This window comes from Bradyrhizobium sp. Leo114 (assembly GCF_055229415.2).
Genome location: NZ_JBUYEN020000013.1, coordinates 133144 through 154041, shown reverse-complemented (window position 1 = coordinate 154041; position 20898 = coordinate 133144). Strand labels below are relative to the sequence as shown.

The window sequence follows — 20898 nt, the reverse complement described above, 5'->3', positions numbered from 1 at the left end:
GCGCAATCGCCTATCCTGCGTAGATCACCCAGGCGGGAGCCGGACGCCCGGTAAACAACCAAAGGATGTGCGCAGCATCGGATCTCGGCGATCCCTGCACTGCCTCAGCGCGCTACCCTCACACAAGCGAGCAAAGGCTATTCGTCGGTGAATTCATCTTCTTCGTTGACCTTGGCCTTGCGGCTGAACCAGGAGGACTTCTTGCCGCCGAGCGAGCCCGTGACATTGGGGTCGCGCGAGGCATAGGGGTTGCGCGAATTGGCGCGCGCGGCGATCTGCTCGCCGGAGACGGCGGCGGGCTCGCAGATGACGCGGCGGCTGGCGCGGCGCATCAGGTCAACGTGAATGTGATCGTAGTGGAAGCGGTTGGAGCCCGGCGCCAGCACGGTGTTGAACTGCTGGCAGGCCCCGCCCTGGACGTCGCGCAGGAATCCCTGCTCTTCCGGCAGGCCGCGCCAGCCATCCTTCACCGAGATGCGGCGGCCGTCGGCGAGCGTGAAGCCGGCGATGTCGAGCGCATTGCCGAAGGCGTGCTCGGAAATATGCGCACTCGGATTGCCGTTCATGCCGCGGCAGGAATAGGCGGAAATCTGCTTGATCTCGACCACGCGCGCGCCGAACCAGCGCGTCGCCGCGGGCTGCACGGAATCGGCAAGCCAGCGGTCGAGCGCGGAGACGATCGGACAGGCGAGCGTCGCGGTCGGCTTCAGCGTGACCGGGCCGACCGCAGTGACGGGATTGCCGCGCTCCGGCCCGAGCCGCGGCAACGGCGCGGCGGCGCCTTGCGACGGCGAATAAGGCCCGGGGGAATAAGGTGCGGAAGCGCGATCGCGCGGCGGATAGCCTTGCGGTGTGCCATAGGCCGGACCGCCCGGCGGCTCCGGGGAGCCCTCCGCCGGCAAATCGATGTCGTCCTGCTGCGGCGCGACGCCGGGAGCGCTCAGCGAGATCGGCCCGTTCGACGGCGCGCCGTAGCTCGGCTGGCTTGGCGTCGAGTTTGAATAATAAGGCGCCTGCTGCGGCCGCGGGGCCGGTTGCGGCGCGATCGGCCAGCGCGGCTGGCTCCGGCTCGAGCCAATATCGGCCGGCGGACGCAGATCGTCGGCAAAGCCAAAGCTCTGGCTGCCCTCACCGAGCGCAGCGACCTTAAGCGGGAATTGCGCACCGCACGCGCCGGGACCCGAGATCGGGTCGATGCGCACGAGGTCCGGCCCTTCCTTCACCGCTCCGGATTTCAGGCAAGCGACTTCGGCCTCGGCCCGCCAGGGTTCGCGCTCGGCCTGGAAGAAACCGCGACCGCAACCTACCAGCGAAACAAGGACGACGGAGCCGACGAGATACAAACGAACTCCACGCGTCATGCGCGGCAGATTCGGCGAATTTATTTAAGGACTCTTCAACGCGTTGTTTTTACACATCTTTAACCATACGGCCGCCGGCCCGAGACGCCTCAGGCAGGACGGACAGCATCGCTGGCTTTTTCGGCCGGGAACGGTTTGGTAAATTTCTGCGTTCTATGCGGGCAGGCGCAAACGCTGGGAGCGTTCTCGATGGCTATGAGTCTTCTCGTCAGCCGGCTGAGTGTCGTCGCCGCCTATGTTGCGCTCGCCTTTGTCGGCGCGATCGTGCTTGGCCTGCTGTAGGCTTTCCCTGGAAACCTGGATTGGACTTGCGCCCGGCGGCTCTCCCGCCGGGCGCCAGCTTGATTGCTACCAGCTATAACGCACGACGCCCTTGCCGGCGTATGAGCGCGTAACGTCGGAGAACTCGCCCTCGAAGGTCGCGGCTGCCGACCAGCCGTTCATCCAGTTCAATTCGGCAGACGCGGTGGTGAGCGCGGCATCATGCGCCAGCGCCGCGCCGCCTACGACAAAGGACGCGCCGGGCAGCGTCTGGAAGGTCGCTGCGACATTGCGATCGGTGTTGAAATCATGCGCCCAGGCAAGGCGGCCACGCAAGGTGAGGACCGCATCCGGTATCGCGAAGGACTTGTCGGTTCGCACGCCCAATTCGCTGCGCGGCGCCGTGACGGTCTTGGCGCTGTAGGCCAACGCGAACGCGCCCATGCCGGCCACGACCTGCTCCGCATAGGCCGGCAGATCGAACGTCGTGAACTGTGCGGCGGCATAGGGCGTGACCGCTCCGATCCACGGCGTCAGCAGCCGATAGCCGCCCTCGACGCGGCCCGAATAGGCATTGACATTGAACTCAGCGTGCAATCGATCGAGGCCGGCGCCGATCACGGTGCGATCGGTCGTGATGTCCTGCCAGCCATAGGCGAGCGCGCCCAGGACATAGGCCGCACCGACATCGTGGCGCGCGAAGACGCCAGCCTGAAACAGGTCGGAGCGACCGCTGCCGAGCGAATTGGCGACCGAGAAATTGGTGCCACCGCCGGCGAGCGTGAAGCCTACAAGCGTGTTCGGCGCGATCCGGTAGTCGGCGCCGACAGCCGCGCCGTAGATGCGGCTGGACGTGTTGTTCGATCCAAGCGCGGCGTTTCCGTCGGTCGTCTGCGAGCCGCCGAAGCCGGACGCCCAGACACTCCAGCGTTGCAGGGCCTGCACCGGCGGCGGCGCCTTCCGATACACGGCGGTATAGGCATCGCGTTCGGCGCGCGATCGCGGCTTCCGCGCCGGCGCATAGGCGTTGGCGCTCTCGGAATCATCATCGGCGAACTGCGCAGCGCCGGGCGATGGAGATACCTTGTCGCCACGTCCGGCGATGGTGGGATCTGTCATGATCCCCATGAACATGTTCATCGCGTTGAAGGTGGTCTGCTGCGAGCCGGTCGACGTCTCGCCCGAGGCCTGCGTCAACCCAGCCGGCGTCAGGCCGCCGAAAGCGACGGGGATGCTGCCGCCGGCGTTGAAGAAGCCGGTCAGCACGTTCGCCAGCCTGGCCTGATTGATGTTGAGGCCGGAGTTGGGCGCAAAGTCGAGCGCCAGGTCCAGATAGACGTTGTTGGCGTCATAGTTCAGGCCGCCGCTGACCGAAGGCAGGTTCGTTGTGACTGATGAAGCAAAGGTGCCGCTGACGCCGCCGCTCGCGTTCAGGATGGTGTAGTGCTTCTGCAGGGACGCACCGAGCAAGGACACGTTCACAGCCGCGCCGCCCGGCGTTGCGGTGCCGGTGACGTTGGTTCGACTGGCGCCTGTGCCGTCGACCTGCACCAGATAGGTCGAGGCCGCCGTGAAGCTGAGATTGCCCTGCACCGTGAGCGTGCCTGACGTCGTGGTCCCGGGGGCGAGGACGCCGCCGCTGACCGCGGTGTTTCCGACACTGCCGATGCCGCCGAGCGTACCACCATTATTGACCGTCACGTCGCTGGCCAGCGCGCCGTTCACGAGCAAGGTGGCGCCGGCGAACACGCCGGTGCCGTTCTGATAGGTCTGTGCGTCGGTGATGGTCCACCTGCCGCCCTGCACGTTCAACGCCTGGAAGTTGATGACGTTCGACAGCGTGCCCGAGCCCGGGCCGAACAGGTTGATGGTGTTGGTGCCAACGCCGCCGTCGATCCGGCCGACGATGCTGGAACCGCCATACAGATTGAGCGTGTCGTTGCCGCCTTCCATGCTGATGGCACGGCCGGAATTGCCGATGATCACGCCGTAGTTGGAGAGAACGTCATCGCCCTCGCCGGTCTGGATCGCCGCGCCGTCGCCGCGAATGAAGCGGGTCGAGCCGGTGCCGGTATAGGTCACGCCATTGAGCGTGCCGACCGAACCGGGATCGGGATTGCCGTTCTGCAGCAGCGTCGTTCCGTTCGGGTCCGGGATCGTGCTATTGCCGATGATGGTGCCGTAGTTGACGATGGTGTCCTTGTCGGCGGCGGTACCGGTCTTGTTCTCGGAACGGATTGCATAGCTGTTGTTGCCGACAATTATGCCGCCGGCATAGTTGATCAGATCAAGTGCGGCCGATCCGCTGCGCGAACCACCGGGATTGGAATCATTGTTGACGACGATACCCGCAGCGGCCCCCGAAATGGTGCCATAGTTGCGAATCGTGCCGCCGCCGATCGCAAGGCCTTCGCTGTTGTTGAAGCGGAGGCCATCATCCGCGCCTTTCGCGCCCGTGCCCTGGATGGTGCCGTAGTTCGTCAACGTGAGCGCGAAGTCGACATCGATGCCGTCGCCGTCGCCGCGCGCCGACGTGGTATCGATCGCGCCCGTGATGGTACCGTAGTTGGTGACGACAGCATTGCCGCCGGACCCGACGCCCGAGCCGTCGCGGCCGATGATGGTGGCTCCGGCCTCGTTGTAGACTGTGATGTTACTGCCGACGTCGCCAGCGGTGCCACTCTTGGCGCCCGAGATCAGGCCGCCCGCGTAGTTGTAGACGGTGCCGCTATGCCCGAGCTGCAGGTCGATGCCGTCGGCGCCGGGACGGTCCGTCGGCTCTGGCGCCGAATTGGCGACGATCTGGCCGTAATTATAGACCGTGAAGTTCTGGCCCGGCCGCATCGCGTCGGCATTATCGGAAGTGATAAGGCCGCTGGCACGGTTGGTGATGGTGACCGTCGCAGCGCTCGAGGTCAGGTTGTCGAAGTCGAGCGCCTGGCCGGTCGCCGACTTGATGATGCCGGCGTTGTCGATCGAGAACGATGCCCTCGTGCTCGAATTGGTGCTGCCGGAGCCGTTGATCTGGATTGCATCGTCAACCGACTGGATGGTAGCACCGGCATTGTTGACGATCGCGAGCGAGGCGACGTTGTCGAGGTTGGTATTCGCGCGAATCGCGCGGGCGGAGCCGTCGATCAATCCGGAATTGGTGATGGTGGTGGTGCCCGCACCGATCCGCATCACGTCATTGCCGAGCGCTTTGAGCGTGCCGCCGGCTTCGTTCGTGATCGAGAACACCGCCGTATTCGAGGTGACCGAGTTGAAGTCGAACACGCGACCGTTGTTCGTCGACTGGATGGTCCCGAAATTGTCGACCTTGACCGTTCCGCTGGTCAGACCGCTCTGGATCCGGAACGCATCGTTGGACGATGTGAACAGCGCATCCTTGTTGTTGATCAGCGTGAAGTTGCCACTGATCGCGCTGTTGGAGGTATCGATGCCGCGGGACGTCGCGGAAATCGTGCCGTCGTTGGTGATGACCACGCCGGGCGAAGCAAGCCCGGTGGTCCATGTGATCGCCGTCCCGATGACCGAGAGCGTGCTTCCATCCGCGACAAAACCGGTATCGTTATTCGAGACCGTCTTCGCAGTCGCCGGATCGTCCGGTGGCACACTGAAGCTTGCAGCTAAGGCAGAACCAAACGCGATAGACGACGCAGCAACAACCAATGCGAGCTTGCTCGCATGGCTCAACAATTCAACTTTCACCACCAGTCCCCTGAAACCTGCAGTGCGCGGCAATCTGGAGTCCGCATGTAACAGTTTGATAACAACGCATTTGCGTGTAAGACATGCGTGGGCACTTGTGATATAATTACAACGAGCGAAGATCTGACTTGTCTTCAAAGCCTGAACGACCCGGCGTCGCCGACCAGACGTTGCAGCGCGCCGCGTTGGCGCTGCAGATGCAGCGGCCCGACGAGGCCGAGAGATTGGCGGCAGCGGTGTTCAAGGCGAACCGCGGCAACGTGGCGGCCGCGGCGCTGCTTGGCCGCGCGCTGATGCTGCAGAACCGCTTCGATGAGGCGATCACTCCGCTGCAGAAGGCCTCGCGTCGCGGCGACGACCCCGCAGCCGAGACCCTGCTTGCGGCGGCGTTTGCGGCCACCGGCCGGCGCGACGACGCGCTTGCTCTCCTGCGCAAAGCGATCACGCGACGGCCTGCCTTCCCGCCGGCTTTCCTTGAATATGCCGGCCAGCTCGCATCGGGCGGAAAGATCGACGAGGCGATCGCCGCGCTCGAACAGGGTCTTGCGCTCGCGCCTGGAATCGTCGAGCTGCAACTTCGTTTGGCAACCCTTTACATCGGCCGCAACAAGCGTGCCGAGGCGCGCGCGTTGCTGCAGCAGTCGGCAGCTGCCGCGCCTGCGCGCCCCGACGTGCTGGCTGAACTCGCGCGCGTGATGGTGCTGGACGGTGACTACGCCGCGGCCGTCGATGTCTTCCACCGCGCGCTCGCGCTGCGCCCGGATGATGCGCCAACGCGCGCCAATCTAGGCATCTGCCTGATGGAGATGGGTGAGCGCGCCGCCGGCGAGACAAGCCTGCGCGAAGCCGCACGCGGCAGGCCGGACATGACCGGTCGGGCGATCATGTCGCTCGCCGCTTCCTCGCACGGCCGCTTCTTCCTGCGCCCCAGCGCCGCGGCGAAATTCTTGACCGGCTAGCGCCTGTACGGACAAATCCGGTTCTGCGCGTCAGAACTCACCAATCGCACCATCGCTTGCTTGCGGCGTATGACCGATGAAACGATTGGTCCGAGCAAATGAAATACTTCAGCAACAGCATTTGTGCAAAAAGCAATACAATCGGGAGCTCGGCGACAACTGCGGATATGCCGAGACGCTTTACGATGTGACGGCAGCGTTGGGGCGATATCTCGTCCAGATAGCCGCAATCAGCGATGAGGCAGTTTTTCGGTGAGCAGCTTACGAAACATCATCGACGTTCATTCGCATCCCATTCTGCCCATTGGCAAAAAATTACCCGTCGGCTCGCCAGAAAAGATGCCTCAGTGGTCGGTCGAATACGCGCTATCTTTTATGCAGGAACACGGCATAGCCGCTTGCATTCTCTCAGTCCCGGATGCGGCCAACTACGCAACGGGCAAAGATGGGCGTGATATCTCGAGACGAATAAACGAAACCTTGGCAGACATTGTCTCGCGACATCCAAGCAGATTCGGAGCGCTCGCCACCATACCCGGCTTGGATGCTGAAGCAGCGTTGGCCGAGATTGAGTATGCGCTAGATGCACTGAAAATGGACGGTGTCGCGACGTCAACGAGCATCAATGACGTGTATCTCGGCGACCGGCTATTTGATCCTTGGTTCGCAGAGTTGGATCGGCGGGGCGCAACCCTGTTTGCGCACCCCACGTTCACGAAGGCGTCACAGCCGGTGCTGAATGGCTTGAACCCTAGCGTGCTTGAATTTGTGTTTGATACCACGCGCATGGTCACGAACTTGGTCGTTACCGGCACCAAGAAACGCTTCTCAGACGTCAAAATCATTGCGACACACGGCGGCGGCACAATTCCATTTCTCGCATCAAGGATTCAGGTACTTGAACACACGTTTGGAGTAGGACCCGGACTGCTTGAACTTTCCCCACAGGATGTGAACGACGGTCTTGCCTCATTCTACTATGACTTAACGGGCGCTACGTCCGAGGCTCAATTATCAGCGATTCTAAAGCTCGTTCCGGTCTCTCAATTGTTAATTGGCCTTGATTTTCCTCTGATGCCGCGGTCCAGCTTTGCGCCGGCGCTCGATGACATAGCCGGATATCCACAGTTCGACGCAGATGATTTGCAGAGTCTTTGTTTCGGCAATGCCGGACGATTGTATCCAGCCTTAAGGGCGCGGGTGGAGCGACAACGTTAGCGCGAAGCGAGCCTGCGAAGCATGCGCGGCAGGCCGGAGATGACAGACCGCGCGATCATGTCGCTCGCCGCCCCCTCGCGCGGCCGCTTGTTCCTGCGCCCCAGCGCCGCGGCGAAGTTTTTGACCGGCTAATCCGGGAAGCCTGCTGAGCCGAACCAGACCTGTTGCGTGCTCAGTGCAGCGGCGCGATCACACGAACGGGGCGCTCAAACCCAGCCCAGTTCCTTCAGCGCCAAGCCTGAATGCCATATCTTCGTCATATGGCTGATCTTGTCGCCAGTAAATTGCATCACGTAGACGTAGTCCGAATTCGTCTTTTTGCCGGTCGGCTCACATGGACCACCGGGACCGGTATGGGTGCCCGAAAAGACGGCATAGGCTGCGACGTTGTTCCGTTCGGTGTCGGTGGCGAAGGATTTCACCTGATAGCTGCCGTCCGGCAAGGTGGTCATTACCCCCTTCATCCAGTCAGTATATTCCGCAAGAGTCTTGATACCGGCAAGCGGTTCGGCCTGAGCGGCGAAAGTCGCATCTGGAGCACAGTAGATCTTGCAGATCTCCCAACCCTTTCCAGTTTCGCAAGCGGCAAAGAAATCCTTGGCAATTGCCGTGATGGACACCATGACTGCTTCCCCTGTGTGCTTGGATGGATGTCTCTTGTTTGGCACTTCGGCCGTTGCTGGCCGCGAACGAATCGAAGTCGATCAGCGTTTCGCGACTTTGTCGTACGTTGCAATGATGCGCTTTAAATCGTCATATTCGTTGCATTGTATCAGGCAGATTCGTTCCAGAGCCGCGAGATGCTCCTTGGCTTTGGCAGCATCGCCTTGGGTCAGGTAGGCTTCACCCAAATGTTCATGTGCGCTGCGGTGCCGGGGATTTAACGCCAGAGCCTGCTGATAATGCCGGATTGCCGGATCGAACTGCCGCAGGCGCCGATAGGCGTAACCAAGGTAGTTCTGAATGTCGGCATTGCGGTCATCACGGAGCGCAGCGGATGTAAGCGCCTTGATTGCTTCATCCCATTCGCCCGCGACGATCGCTCGTTTCCCCGCCGCGAAATCCGGATCGAGCACCGCCCAATCCGCGGTCTCCACCATCGATCCCATCGTCGAGCAGATCGGCCAGGCGTCGACTGCAATCGCCGCGTCGGAACGGACCGCGTCTCCGCGGACGGCCGCGACCTGATCGTGGCGACCGGATGCGGTCAGGATGTACGCCGCCGCCACTGCGGTCATCACGCCCATCACGGCGGCGATTAGGATTGATCGCATCATGGTCATCATGCCGGTTAGCCGGTTGCCGCACATCTGTGCGCGGCAACCGTCCCATTCACTGCTGCATCAACGATGCCTTGGCCTCGCTGATCTCCAGCCGATCCGTGTCCGCGTCTTTCGTCATCTCGGCAAGCTTGCGGTAATACCGCGCGGCTTTCTCCGGCTGATTTATGGCCTTCGCCGCGGTGGCTGCACCGTACAAGCCGCGCAGCCGATTGGGCGCCGACACCAGCGACGTCTCGTACTCCGTCAGCGCTGCTCCCGGTTGCTGCTGTTGAAGCAGCAGGTCGCCCAACAATTCCCGCATCGGATACAGTCGGTTCTCCATCGCGATGTGCTTCTCGCTGTCATCCTCCAGGTCCGCCGCCGTTCGCATCAGCTTCACCGACGTCTCCCTCTCCCCCTTGGATTGCGCAATCCAGGCCGACGCCGCCAACATCTGGATTTCGACTTGGTTCGCCCAATAAGACTGGCTTGCGTTGTCCAACGCAGCGTGAAGCTCCTTAAGTTTGGCGACATCGCGCTCGGCTGCGGCGAGGTCGCCGCTGCGGGCCGATCCCATGGCGCGGGCAAAATAGGTGATGGCCTCGGCCTGTGGAAATTGGCTGCCTCTCGGCTCGAGCACTGCCGCTTCCGTCCATGCCTGACGTTCCAACGCAAAGCGCGCCGGCACCGCCGCAAGAGCGGTATAGCTGGCGAGATAGTCAAACCCGAGCTTCTTTATCGCATTACTCTCGTCGCGTAGCTGCTTCGCTGGTCCCTCCTGTCCCATCTGCAGCAGGGCGTACTCCATGAAATCCAGATGGTGCGGCTGACCTGGATGTGCCGCCCCAGGCCAGAGCTTGGCGGCTTGCGCTTCGGCGAGCGCGAGCGATTTCGTGTTCGATGCGACCGATTGCGTCCACATCCCGAGCATGGAATAGGTGTGCGAAGGCATGTGCTGGGCATGCTGAGACGCGGGGGCGACCTCGGCATATCTGTTGGCGGCATCAAGACCGCGCTGCGCAAGCGTCGGATAATCGTAGGTGTGGATCAGGTAGTGCAGCACGCCCGGATGCTCCGGCAGCTTCGCCTCGACCTTTTCGAGGATCGTGCCGGCCTTGAGCTGATTGGCAAAGGTCTTGTCGCTGTGCAGGGCCGTCTCGTTGAGGGCGAGCGCATAAAAAACGGCCGCCTCCGGATCATCCGGATATTTCTGCATCAGCGCTTCCATCGCCTTTTCGTAGGCAAGCCCGCGCTTGGTTTGATCGACTTTGTCAAAGTCCTTGTAGTAAACCTCGATCGCGTTGAGCCAGTCGCGCTCGCGCTCGGTCTTGGCACCGATCGCCTTGCCCTTCTCCACCGCCTCCCATCCATTCTTCAAAGCGGCGGCGGTGAGCGGCAGGATCAATGGGTTGGGACGGCTGCTTATGGCGATGCCCCAGTACGCAATGGCACATTGCGTATCGGCGGTCGCCGCTTCGGTGAAAACCTGGATGCTGTCCGGATAAAAGAATGAATGCACCATCGCCAGGCCGCGATCGAATTTCTCTTGCGCCTGCGGCGTACACGAGGTCTCGAAGTGCACGCGGCCAAGTCCTTGCGCCCAGGCCGCGGTGGCGAAGGTGCTTGCCAACAGCGCTGTGACGAACGTTCCCAAATTCGGTCTCATGGCGCTCTCTCCTTTGGGTCGAAATGGCAGTTTCAGCGCAATCACCGCCGCGCGGTCGTGCGCAGTGCAAATGCTCAGTGAGAGACCGGCATAAAAGGATTGTCGGTTTTAGGAGCGTGCGATGCCTGCCGACAGCATCTTTCGCTGCCCATTCGGCTCTAACGGAGACGTCGGCAAATCCCGTCTCGAAAGGCAGCTCTAGGAAAGGAGGGTACACGATCTCGCGCCCAGCCAAAAGAGGTTGCATGTCGTGCCGGGCGCGGCCTATTCGGCCGAACTGATAGCCGAAACGTCCATTGGGGCTCAAAAGGCGAAGCGGGCGGGCGCGTCTAACGAGCACAGTCTCTGATGTCGTGCATTCAGAAAATCGCAGCGTTCACTTTCGGAGTAAGCTTGATGATCCTGGCTGCCGGTCTGAGCGAGCTGGGCCTGTAGCACGACCGTCTGCCTGCGAGTGGCTCACGATCGGGCGACGAAGATGAGCTTCAAGACATCCATCGAGTTCAACCGAAGGAGTTAGCATGTCCCCGCTCACCTCGCAGATCCTCTCACGGCGCGGCTTCTGCGTATGCTGTGCCGTCGCCGCCGGCTTCGCCACCAGTCGTGGTTGGTTGAGGCCCGCCGAAGCCTTCGCGGAGGCGCGCAACATCGTCGATACGATCCGTGACGCAGCCGCGACGATGCCCATCGAGGTCCACAAGCTGCGCGGCAATGTGACGGTCATCGAAGGCTCCGGCGGCAATATCGCCGTTCTCACCGGCGAGGACGGCAAGCTGTTCGTCGATGCCGGCATTACCGCGACGCGACCGCGCATCCTGGAGGCTGTCAACAGCCTAAGCCGCGATCCGATCAAGCACCTGATCAACACCCACTGGCACTTCGACCACACCGACGGCAATCAGTGGCTCAACGAGGAAGGGGCCGCCATCCTGGCTCACGAGAACACACACAAACATCTGCTGTCCACTCAGAGGGTGGAGGATTGGGACTACACGTTTCCTTCTCCGCCCTTGGCCGCGGTGCCGACCGAGGTGTTCTCTTCGGAAAAGCGCATCAGCATCAACCGCTCCACGCTCAATCTGAAGCACTATGGCCCGGCGCATACGGACAGCGACATCTCGGTCAGCTTCGCCGAGGCTGACATCCTGCATTGTGGGGACACCTATTGGAACGGCATCTATCCGTTCATCGACTATTCGACCGGCGGCAATATCGACGGGATGATCAAGGCGGCCGAGCAGAACATAGCCGCCGCCGGAAGCAACACCATCGTCATCGCCGGCCACAACCTGCCCAACCGTGCCAGCGCCGTGAGCAACAAGGACGAGCTGATCGCCTATCGTGACATGCTCGTCGCCATCAGAGAGAAGGTCGCAACGCTCAAGCATTCGGGCCGCGCGCTCGATGAGACTATCGCAGCCAAGCCAACCGAGCAGTTCGACGCGAAATGGGGCCAGTTCCTGATCACGCCGGCCCTGTTCACCCGGCTGGTCTACGAGGGCGTCTGATACCCCTCAGCGCAGGAGCGTTGCTAGCACGCTCGGCTCGCTTTGAGGTGCAACGAGCTCAAGCTCGGCGCCTCCTCGATGCGGATGGTTTGGACCAGAAGGCGATTTCAGGCGCACAAACTGTGACGCGCAGCGCTCGGTTGTTATCTTAGAATAGTTCTTATTTCTTTTCGCACTCCTCGCCAAAGCAACTTCGAACGATTCAAAATTTCGGAGGTGGAATTGCACCGTTCGCCTCGTGTTTAAGTGTTGGTCGCCGCGCGCCATGAAGCTCGCGGCCAACAAGATTATTGGGGCGTAGAGAAACATGATCAGAGTATCGCAGGCGAGGCTTCGGCTATTCGCCTCGGCCAGCTATGTCGCGTTCTGTCTGTCCATCGGCGCAGCGGACGCACAGGCACAGACAGCACCGAGCCAAGGGGGAGCATCCTCGCTGCCTGCAGTTACAGTCGACCCGCCAGAGACGCGGCGACGTCCTGCGTCGCCGGCCGCGCGCAGTTCCACGAGCGCAGGACGGACGCGGCGGACCCAAGCTGCACGCCGGAACGAAACCGCGCCGGCCGCGAGCCCGCCCCCGGCGGCCAGTTTCGGCCCGAGCCAGGACGCTCGCACCGGCACGGTCGGCGTCTATGCCAACAGCACGTCGGTCGCCACGAAGACGAACACGCCTTTGATCGACATCCCGTAGTCCGTCAGCGTCGTGACCAAGGAGTTCATCCAGGACCAAGGATTTCAGACCCTGACCGATGTGACGCGCTACGTTCCCGGCGTGGCCATCCACCAGGGCGAGGGCAACCGCGACGAGCTTGTCATTCGCGGTGTGGACTCCAGCGCGAACTTTTATGTCAATGGCTTCCGCGACGATGTGCAGTATTTCCGCGACCTCTACAACGCCCAGAGCGTCGAGGTGCTGAAAGGGCCGAGCGCACTGACCTTCGGACGCGGCGCCGGCGGCGGTCTCGTGAACCGGACGCTGAAGGAGGCGGATGGCACGAGAATTTACCAGGCGGCGGCGCAGACCGGCTCCTACAACGACAGGCGCGTGTCGCTCGACGCGGGACAGGCCGTGAACGAGAACGTCGCCGTACGGCTGAACACCTTCTACGAGAACAGCGATACGTTCCGCGACTATGGTCACTTCGAGCGATATGGTTTCAATCCGACCGTGACGCTGAAGCCGACCGACGACACCAAGATCAAGCTGAGCTACGAATACTACCACGATGAGCGCCTTGCGGATCGCGGTAACCCGTCGCTCGGTATTCCAGGCGGTGCCACGCGCTTCAACCCGACGGTACCGTTCGCGCCCAATGGCGATTTGACGACGTTCTACGGCAGCCCAATCTACAACCAGGCAAGGGTCGACGTGCAGACCGGCATTGCCGTGATCGAGCATGATTTCGGCAACGGACTGACGGCAAAGAACTCCACGCTCTACGCCGACTACAACCGTGGCTATCGCAACGTCTATCCCGGTGGCACCGGCGGCGGTCCAGGCGGCGGCGCGGTGACGCCGGATCTTACGCAGGTGTCGCTCAACGCGTACCAGAACGACACCCCCCGCGAGAACGTCTTCAACCAAACCGACTTCATCTACAAGACGACGACGGGACCGGTCTTTCATACCGTCGCGTTCGGCACCGAATTCGGTCGAGAGACCGGCCTGTCCAGGCGCGACTCCGGCATCTTCCCGAACAACGGGAACAGGGCTTTCGATGTCGTCAATCCATTCAACCCGACCTATTTCGGACCGGTGCTGTTCACCCATCTTCCGAGCGACGCCAACAGCAAATACCGGCTGAATATCGCTTCAGGCTATGTGCAGGACCAGATCGAGGCGACCCGTTGGCTGCAATTCTTCCTCGGCGCACGCTACGACAGCTTTGACCTGTCAGCGTTCGATTTCAATACCAACATCAACCGCAGCAGGGTCGATGAGAAGGTCTCTCCGCGCGTTGCAGTTATCGTGAAGCCGATCGACAACCTTTCCGTCTATACCGCCTACAGCACCTCTTTCTTGCCTGCGTCCGGAGATCAGTTCAGCGCGCTGAGCCCGGGGACGCTAATCTTGCAGCCGCAGAAATTCGAGAACACCGAGGTCGGGGTCAAATGGAACATCCAGCCCAAGCTGCTGTTCACGGCGGCCCTGTATGAACTCAATCGTACGAATGTGCCGATTGCCGATCCCAACAACCCCGGGTTCTTCTTCGCCAACGGCGCCAACCAGATCCGCGGGTTCGAAACTGCGGTCACGGGTTACATAACGCCCGATTGGCAAACAGTTTTCGGCTACGCCTATACCGACGCGCGCGTCACCAGCGCGACCTCGCCAACGATCGTGCCCGGCAATCGCGTACAGCTCGTGCCCTTCAATCAGTTCGCCTGGTGGAACAAGTATCAGATCGATCAGCGATGGGCCGCTTCTCTCGGCATCATCTACTTCTCGGATTCATTTGCCTCGTCTGACGATACCGTGCGGCTGCCGGGCTTCTGGCGTTTTGATGCGGGCCTGTTCGCCAAGATCGACGAGACGTGGAGCGCCCAGCTCAATGTCGAGAACATCTTCAACACGGGCTACTGGGCGACCGCCGACGGCAACAACAACATCTCGCCGGGCCAGGGTCGCACGTTCCGCGTGCTGGCGCGGGCGAGGTTTTAGCTTCGCTGCCGGTCGCATCGTGTTCACAGCCTTAATCCCGGCCGGCCGCGCCGCATAGCGGTCGGCAGGAATGCGCATGACTCCTGTGCAACGCACACCGTTTGTACCAGCGAATCGGCGGGGCGTTGTGATAATATCGGCCCACAATCACGGGGAGTATCCAGATGCCCGAAGCAGAGATTGGCTGGATTGCAGCAATCATAATTGGTGGCTTGGCCGGTTGGTTCGCCGAGATGTTCATGAAGTCCGGCACCGGCATTCTGATGAACATCATCCTTGGTATCGTTGGCGCCGCGTTGGCAAACTGGCTGCTCGGCCTGTTTGGCATCGCGCTCGGCGGATGGATCGGCTATCTGATCGCCGGATTCATCGGCGCCTGCATTATCATCTTCCTGTGGCGGGCAATCAGGGGCCGCACCGTTTAGACGTGAGAGCGTGATGACTTTCTTCGAATCGTCATCCCGCTCTAGCTCTTTATTTGAGCATGATCTCCGCGCAAACGCTTCGCGTTTGTCGCGCGGGAAAACCGGTCTCCACTTTTCCGGATCATGCTCTAGGGCATCGGTTCTGGTTGAATCTGAACCGAGCTCTGGATTCGTCTTTTGACGCGTTTCCTTCACGCGAACGGCCATCCACTTCGCTCGAAAGCGCTCTAGCTCTGCATCTGAACAACTAAAAATCGTTCTGCGCAGCACTTAAGGGAGGATTTCGTGGAGCAGATTCTTATCAATCTGGTCGCGGGTGCGATCGGCGGAAACGCGGTGGGAAAGGCGTCCCCGAACTTCGATTTGGGCACGCTGGGCAACACGATCGCCGGCCTCGTCGGCGGCGGTGTTCTGGGTCAGATCATCACGCTCGTATGGCCGGCGATCGCCACATCGATCCAGAGCGGGAATTTCGACATTGGGTCAGTCATTGCCCAGCTAGTCGGTGGCGGCGCAGGTGGTGCGATCCTCACGGCCGTCGTCGGAGCCATCAAAAACCGATCCGCCTGAAAGCTGAGGCCAACGGCGAGCGCGCGCTATTCTTCTGGCGCCAGACGGACGATCTGGCGCCCGCCATTCATCGCCTTGAGATTGTTGACGTACTCCTCAGGACGCTGCCAGCGGTGAGGAACTTTCAATCCCATGAAACTGGCGATTTCACCGATAAACCCGGTGCAATTGAATGTTTCAGCGTTCCAGACCGGTGAATTGGCCTGCAATTTCTTGATGTATGCGAACACGCGTTGTGCGTCCGCCTCATTCAGGTAAACCCGGTAATTCGCGGTCAGATAGTCCGGATCAAGATCGCCATAGCTTGCCCCGGTCTCTGCTGGCACCAAGGTCAAATGACCGAGGACATAGGCAAAGGTCTCTCCCGCAGGGGTCAGGCCCGCAACCTCGACCGCCCGCTCGCTCGTCTTTCCATACCAGACGAAAGCGTGCCCCCAGCTCGCCGCCGTTCGGGCTCTGAAATCAACGTAGTATGGACCCTTTTCGGATCTCGACGCCGACTTACGTGTCGACCGCGGCGCCGGTTGCGATTCTGTGACCGCGTCATTGGAAACAAGCGCATTCGCGTTGGCGGTGCGCTTGTAGGCCTCCTCCTGAGCAGAAGCCGATTGGATCGTGGTTGGGAGCAAAACAGCGAGAGCTAATCCCGCAAGTAAGCATCGTCCTGATCTCGTCAGGCTGTTTACCACGCTTTGCCCCCTTAACCGTCGACGATAAAGCTCAGGATTCAACGAGAGCCGAATCAGTAGCGCGGCGCGACGATAGGCGTCTTGCCGACGGGGGTCTTCCCGACCGGGGTCTTGCCAATCGGCATCTTGCCGATCGGAGCCGCCGGATAGGCGGGCACGGGCTCACGGCGCGGAAGGTCGGCCGCGCTGGCGGCGGTCACCAGGGCGAAGGTCGCGCCCACTGCAATCATAATCTTCTTCACGGTACTTCTCCCCAACTTAGAACGAACCAGGCGGTAACCTGCGCTCCTCCCGACCATGCACGACGGAATGCGACGGCAGTGCGGCAGATCGGACCGGTTTGAGGAATAGCTTCACAGTGCGGCACATATGACACACCCGTCACGCCATCCTTGCGCGGGCAAGGCGCGGTAGCGACACTCACGCAACAGTGAACGTGACGATTGGAGGGATTTCTGATCATGGGTGCCTCCAGATGAATGGAGGTTTGGAATGCCCCCCTACGCGGTCCTCGCGCTCGCTATTGTCGTCGAGGTTGTCGCAACGAGCGCGATGAAAGCCTCCGCGGGATTCACCAGACTGGGCCCTTCTCTATTGGTGGTAATTGGCTACGCTCTCGCCTTCGTGTTACTCGCCAAGACCCTTGATCGCATACCGCTCGGCATCGCCTACGCTGTTTGGGCGGGCGGCGGTATCGTATTGGTCGCGCTCATTGCGTGGGCGATCTATGGACAGCGCCCCGATTTTGCGGGTTTTGTCGGGATGGGCCTGATCGTGGCTGGCGTCCTGGTTCTGAATCTTCTGTCGAAGACATCCGTCCACTGACCGGCCGGGAGCTACTACACCTCAAGCCATTCCTTGCGGACGGCTTCGTTGGCCCGGAGCTCGTCCGGCGTGCCTTCGAACACGATCCGGCCATGGCCCATGATGTAGACCCGGTGCGAAATCCTGAGCGCGATGGACAGCTTCTGCTCGACCAGCAGGATGGCAACGCCCGCCTTTGCGATATGCGCGATCAGGTCACCGACCTGCTGCACGATCAGCGGGGCCAGTCCTTCCGTCGGCTCATCGATCATGATGAGCTCGGGGTCTCCCATCAGCGTCCGGCAGGTCGTCAGCATCTGCTTCTCGCCGCCGGACAGCACACCGGCGGGCGTATCGGCGCGCGCCGCGAGGTTGGGGAACATGTCGAGCATGTCCTGCAATCGCCATTTACCGGGTCGACGCGTGTTCTTGATGCCGAGCAGCAGATTCTGGCGGACTGTCAGCCCGGGGAAGATGTCGCGATGTTCCGGCACATAGCCGAGGCCTAAGCGCGCGATCTTGTGGCTCGGCAGCCCGGCAATGTCCTGGCCCTTGAAACGGATGGTCCCCTGCGGCGCCACCTCGCCCATGATCGCCTTGACGGTGGTGGAACGGCCGACGCCGTTGCGGCCAAGCAGGCTCACCACCTCACCGGCTGCGATGTCGAGATCGACACCCTGCAGGATGTGGCTCTTGCCGTAATAGGCGTGCAGATCCCTGACCTCGAGCATCAATGCGCCTCTTCGCCGAGATAGGCTTCCTTGACCTTCGGGTTGGCCCGGATCTCCTCGGGCGTGCCGGAGGCGATGATATGGCCGTAGACCAGGACCGAGATGCGGTCGGCAAGGCCGAACACCACGCTCATGTCGTGCTCGACGATCACGAGCGTACGCCCCTCGGTGAGGCGGCGGATCAAGGCGACGGCGCGTTCGGTTTCCGCGTGGCTCATGCCCGCGGTCGGCTCGTCCAGCATGATGACATTGGCGCCGCCCGCGATGGTGATGCCGATCTCGAGTTCGCGCTGTTCGGCATAGGTGAGCAGTCCCGCCGGGACGTCGCGGCGGTGGCTTAAGTGAATGTCCTCCAGGATTTCGGCGGTGCGTCGCCGCACCTCCGGCAGGTCGTCCACATTCTTCCAGAATGCGTAACGATGGCCCGTGGCCCAGAGCACGGCGCAGCGGACATTCTCCCACACCGTCATGCGGGCGAACACGTTGGTCACCTGGAACGAACGCGACAGGCCGCGCCGATTGATCTCGAACGGCCGCAATCCTGAAATCACATTGCCATTCAGCCGGATCTCACCCGAACTCGGGCTGAGATAGCCGCTGATCAGGTTGAATGTCGTGGACTTGCCGGCGCCGTTCGGACCGATGATGGCGTGGCGCTCCCCCTGCGCGACGCTCAGATTGAGGTCCTTGATGATGCTCACATTGCCGAAGTGCTTTTCGACGGCACGAACTTCGATGGCTGGCGTCACGCGAGATACCCCCGGTCACGGGCGATGCTGGCGGCACGGTCCCAGGCCTCGGCGATGCGCCGCCAGGTGATGCGGGCGACGATGAAGCCGCCGACGACGAGGACGGCCGCTATGCCCCAGGTCGCAGGCGCAGTGGTGTTGAAGGGAATGCCGAGCAGCTTGACGATGTTGCCTTCGCCGCCGGTGACCGTGTAACGCGCCACGGTCTCGATCGACAGGATCACGCCGCAGGCCAGTGCCAGCGTCGGCAGCGCCGCGACCAGATAGGACGGGATCACCATGCCGAGCGTCCCCGCGCGGATCAGCGGCCGGTGCATCATCAGGAGGCCGGCGATGCCGCCCGGCGCGAACATCACGATGCCGATGAAGATGATGCCGAAATAGAGCTGCCACACGCTGGTCAGGCTGGTCAGCCCGAGTTGCAGATAGGTGACGAGGATCGCGCCCAGGATCGGACCGAAGAAATAGGAAGCGCCGCCGATGAAGGTCGCGAACAGCACCATGCCGGACTGCACCGCGCCGAGATAGGCGGAGTTCGCGATCTCGAAATTGATCGCGGCGAGACCACCGGCGATGCCGGCGAAGAAGCCAGCGAAGCAATAGGCGAGATAGCGGACGACGTGAGGATCGTAGCCGATGAACTCGACCCGCCCGGGATTATCGCGGACCGCGTTGCAGATCCGCCCGAGCGGCGTGCGGGTCAGCGCGTACATCGCCACCGCCGACACTAGCACCCAGAACGCGATCAGATAATAGACCTGGATTTGCGGCCCGAAGGTCCAGCCGAAGATATGCGGCAGCGCCGTGCGATCAGTGCTGATCCCGGATTCGCCCCCGAAGACGCTGCGCAGGATCAGCGACGAGGATGCGACCAGTTCGCCGATGCCGAGCGAGATCATCGCGAACACCGTGCCGGCGCGGCGGGTCATCACCCAGCCGATCAGGAGCGCGAAGGCGAATCCGCCGAGGCCGCCGACCAGCGGAATCAGGGGCAGCGGGATCGGCCATCCATGCGCGGTGACCGCATTCATGGCCTGGACGGCAGCAAAGCCGCCGAGGCCGTAATGAACCGCATGGCCGAACGACAACAGCCCGGTCTCGCCAAGGAGGATGTTGTAGGACAGCGCGAAGATGATCGCGATGCCGATCAGGCTGAACGAGGTGAGCGAACCGCCGGAGGAGAAGATCAACGGCAATACGACGAGCGCGATCGCGGCGATCACCCACAGGCCGTAGAAGCGCAGGTTTTGGCCGGATGGCTTCGGAGTGATATCAGACGCGGAGGTCACGGTGCTGGTCATGTTTCGCGCGTCCCGAGCAGGCCCATGGGACGGACGATCAGGATGACCACCAGCAGCACATAGGGCAGAACCGGCGCGATCTGGGCGATGGTGACATTCCAGATATCGGTGAGGACCGAAGGCCCGATGCTTGGATCCAGCGGCCCGAACGCGCTGGCGAGCGAGCCGTTCAGCGCAACCGCAAAGGTCTGCACCAGCCCGATGAAGAGCGAGGCGATGAATGCGCCCGGTAGCGAACCGAGCCCGCCGAATACGATCACGACGAACAGGATGGGGCCAAGAAGAGCGGCCATGTCGGATTGCGTCACCAGCGCCGGACCGGCGATGACGCCGGCAAGACCGGCAAGCGCGCTGCCGACGCCAAATACAAGCATGAAAATGCGCCCGACATTATGGCCGAGATGCCCGACCATGTGGGGATGCGTCAGCGCCGCCTGCACGATGAGGCCGACCCGGGTGCGCTTGAGCGCGATCAACAGCGCGACGAAGATCAGCACCGAAATCGCCAGCATGAAAATCTTGTAGGCGGGATAGTTGGTGGAGAAAATCGTGAAGGCCGGAAAGTCGAGCGCCGCCGGCACCCGATAGTCCACCGGGCTCTTGCCCCAGATCATCGAGACGATTTCCTCGATGGCGAAGGCGAGCCCGAACGTCAAAAGCAATTCGGCGACATGTCCGTGCTTGTGGGTGTTGCGCAGTCCGTAACGCTCGACTGCCATGCCGACCGCACCCACCAGTAACGGCGCCAGCACCAGCGCAGGCCAGAACCCGATCCACTTCGTGAGCTGATAGCCGAAGAACGCGCCCAGCATGTAGAAACTGGCGTGGGCGAAATTGAGCACGCCCATCATGCTGAAGATCACGGTCAGGCCGCTGGACAACAGGAACAACAGCATCCCGAACAGGACGCCATTGAGCGTGGAAATCACGATCAGCTCAAGCACGGTTCATCCATTAGCATCTGTCCCAGCGTGATCGCTGGACAGAGACTCGAAGGCCCCCATTCACTCCGGCAAACAGCCGG

Annotated in this window: 18 protein-coding genes; 7 read left to right on the top strand and 11 right to left on the bottom strand. The window is 61.8% G+C overall.

The genetic code is table 11. The features are described from left to right. Window positions 1-137: 137 nt before the first annotated feature. Together ACZIRK_RS18100 and ACZIRK_RS18095 are read right to left on the bottom strand one after the other, a co-directional pair. On the bottom strand, window positions 138-1361 hold the full coding sequence (locus tag ACZIRK_RS18100) for an extensin-like domain-containing protein (protein ID WP_463327849.1): 1224 nt from the start codon (window positions 1359-1361) through the stop codon (window positions 138-140). A 348-nt stretch (window positions 1362-1709) separates the two neighbouring features. Beyond that, window positions 1710-5237: an autotransporter domain-containing protein gene (locus tag ACZIRK_RS18095; RefSeq protein WP_463327848.1), complete on the bottom strand. Its 3528-nt coding sequence runs from the start codon at window positions 5235-5237 to the stop codon at window positions 1710-1712. Between the two features lie 224 nt (window positions 5238-5461). Between ACZIRK_RS18095 and ACZIRK_RS18090 the strand changes: the two genes are divergently transcribed. Beyond that, window positions 5462-6292 (top strand): tetratricopeptide repeat protein, encoded by an 831-nt coding sequence (locus tag ACZIRK_RS18090; protein ID WP_463327847.1) that lies wholly within the window; start codon window positions 5462-5464, stop codon window positions 6290-6292. Window positions 6293-6544: 252 nt separating this feature from the next. Beyond that, the gene (locus ACZIRK_RS18085) at window positions 6545-7510 is read left to right on the top strand and encodes an amidohydrolase family protein (RefSeq protein WP_463327846.1); all 966 of its coding nucleotides are present in this window, start codon (window positions 6545-6547) and stop codon (window positions 7508-7510) included. Between the two features lie 206 nt (window positions 7511-7716). Here ACZIRK_RS18085 and ACZIRK_RS18080 read toward each other — a convergent pair whose 3' ends face one another. The 3 genes from ACZIRK_RS18080 to ACZIRK_RS18070 all read right to left on the bottom strand — a co-directional run bounded on the left by ACZIRK_RS18080 (window position 7717) and on the right by ACZIRK_RS18070 (window position 10438). Then, the gene (locus ACZIRK_RS18080; RefSeq protein ID WP_456642424.1) at window positions 7717-8133 is read right to left on the bottom strand and encodes an ester cyclase; all 417 of its coding nucleotides are present in this window, start codon (window positions 8131-8133) and stop codon (window positions 7717-7719) included. An 81-nt stretch (window positions 8134-8214) separates the two neighbouring features. After that, entirely contained in the window at window positions 8215-8796 is a 582-nt protein-coding gene (locus tag ACZIRK_RS18075) for a tetratricopeptide repeat protein (RefSeq protein WP_456642423.1), read from the bottom strand. 46 nt (window positions 8797-8842) lie between these two features. After that, window positions 8843-10438: a hypothetical protein gene (locus ACZIRK_RS18070; protein WP_130226439.1), complete on the bottom strand. Its 1596-nt coding sequence runs from the start codon at window positions 10436-10438 to the stop codon at window positions 8843-8845. Window positions 10439-10959: 521 nt separating this feature from the next. Here ACZIRK_RS18070 and ACZIRK_RS18065 point away from each other — a divergent pair. The 4 genes from ACZIRK_RS18065 (at window position 10960) to ACZIRK_RS18050 (ending at window position 15600) form a co-directional block, all read left to right on the top strand. Next, on the top strand, window positions 10960-11946 hold the full coding sequence (locus ACZIRK_RS18065; RefSeq protein WP_130226440.1) for an MBL fold metallo-hydrolase: 987 nt from the start codon (window positions 10960-10962) through the stop codon (window positions 11944-11946). Window positions 11947-12646: 700 nt separating this feature from the next. Next, entirely contained in the window at window positions 12647-14605 is a 1959-nt protein-coding gene (locus tag ACZIRK_RS18060; protein ID WP_463327845.1) for a TonB-dependent receptor, read from the top strand. 164 nt (window positions 14606-14769) lie between these two features. After that, complete coding sequence (locus ACZIRK_RS18055) at window positions 14770-15030, top strand: GlsB/YeaQ/YmgE family stress response membrane protein (RefSeq protein WP_028168090.1); 261 nt, start codon at window positions 14770-14772, stop codon at window positions 15028-15030. Between the two features lie 285 nt (window positions 15031-15315). Further along, on the top strand, window positions 15316-15600 hold the full coding sequence (locus ACZIRK_RS18050; protein ID WP_130226462.1) for a hypothetical protein: 285 nt from the start codon (window positions 15316-15318) through the stop codon (window positions 15598-15600). 26 nt (window positions 15601-15626) lie between these two features. Here the strand turns inward: ACZIRK_RS18050 and ACZIRK_RS18045 are convergent, their stop codons facing one another. Together ACZIRK_RS18045 and ACZIRK_RS18040 are read right to left on the bottom strand one after the other, a co-directional pair. Further along, window positions 15627-16289 (bottom strand): hypothetical protein, encoded by a 663-nt coding sequence (locus ACZIRK_RS18045; protein ID WP_035692188.1) that lies wholly within the window; start codon window positions 16287-16289, stop codon window positions 15627-15629. A gap of 53 nt (window positions 16290-16342) precedes the next feature. Beyond that, a complete protein-coding gene (locus ACZIRK_RS18040) occupies window positions 16343-16531 on the bottom strand; it encodes a hypothetical protein (protein WP_028168093.1) in 189 nt (62 codons plus the stop codon). Between the two features lie 250 nt (window positions 16532-16781). Between ACZIRK_RS18040 and ACZIRK_RS18035 the strand changes: the two genes are divergently transcribed. Further along, window positions 16782-17114 (top strand): SMR family transporter, encoded by a 333-nt coding sequence (locus tag ACZIRK_RS18035; protein WP_463327844.1) that lies wholly within the window; start codon window positions 16782-16784, stop codon window positions 17112-17114. A gap of 14 nt (window positions 17115-17128) precedes the next feature. Here the strand turns inward: ACZIRK_RS18035 and ACZIRK_RS18030 are convergent, their stop codons facing one another. Genes ACZIRK_RS18030 through ACZIRK_RS18015 form a run of 4 tightly spaced genes read right to left on the bottom strand, consistent with a single transcriptional unit; the run spans window position 17129 to window position 20818 of the window. Beyond that, the gene (locus tag ACZIRK_RS18030; RefSeq protein WP_028168095.1) at window positions 17129-17824 is read right to left on the bottom strand and encodes an ABC transporter ATP-binding protein; all 696 of its coding nucleotides are present in this window, start codon (window positions 17822-17824) and stop codon (window positions 17129-17131) included. Further along, window positions 17824-18573: an ABC transporter ATP-binding protein gene (locus ACZIRK_RS18025; RefSeq protein ID WP_028168096.1), complete on the bottom strand. Its 750-nt coding sequence runs from the start codon at window positions 18571-18573 to the stop codon at window positions 17824-17826. The genes ACZIRK_RS18030 and ACZIRK_RS18025 overlap by 1 nt, the downstream gene beginning before the upstream one ends. Further along, entirely contained in the window at window positions 18570-19874 is a 1305-nt protein-coding gene (locus ACZIRK_RS18020; RefSeq protein WP_463327843.1) for a branched-chain amino acid ABC transporter permease, read from the bottom strand. The genes ACZIRK_RS18025 and ACZIRK_RS18020 overlap by 4 nt, the downstream gene beginning before the upstream one ends. Beyond that, window positions 19871-20818: a branched-chain amino acid ABC transporter permease gene (locus tag ACZIRK_RS18015; protein ID WP_130226444.1), complete on the bottom strand. Its 948-nt coding sequence runs from the start codon at window positions 20816-20818 to the stop codon at window positions 19871-19873. The genes ACZIRK_RS18020 and ACZIRK_RS18015 overlap by 4 nt, the downstream gene beginning before the upstream one ends. Window positions 20819-20898: the final 80 nt, after the last annotated feature.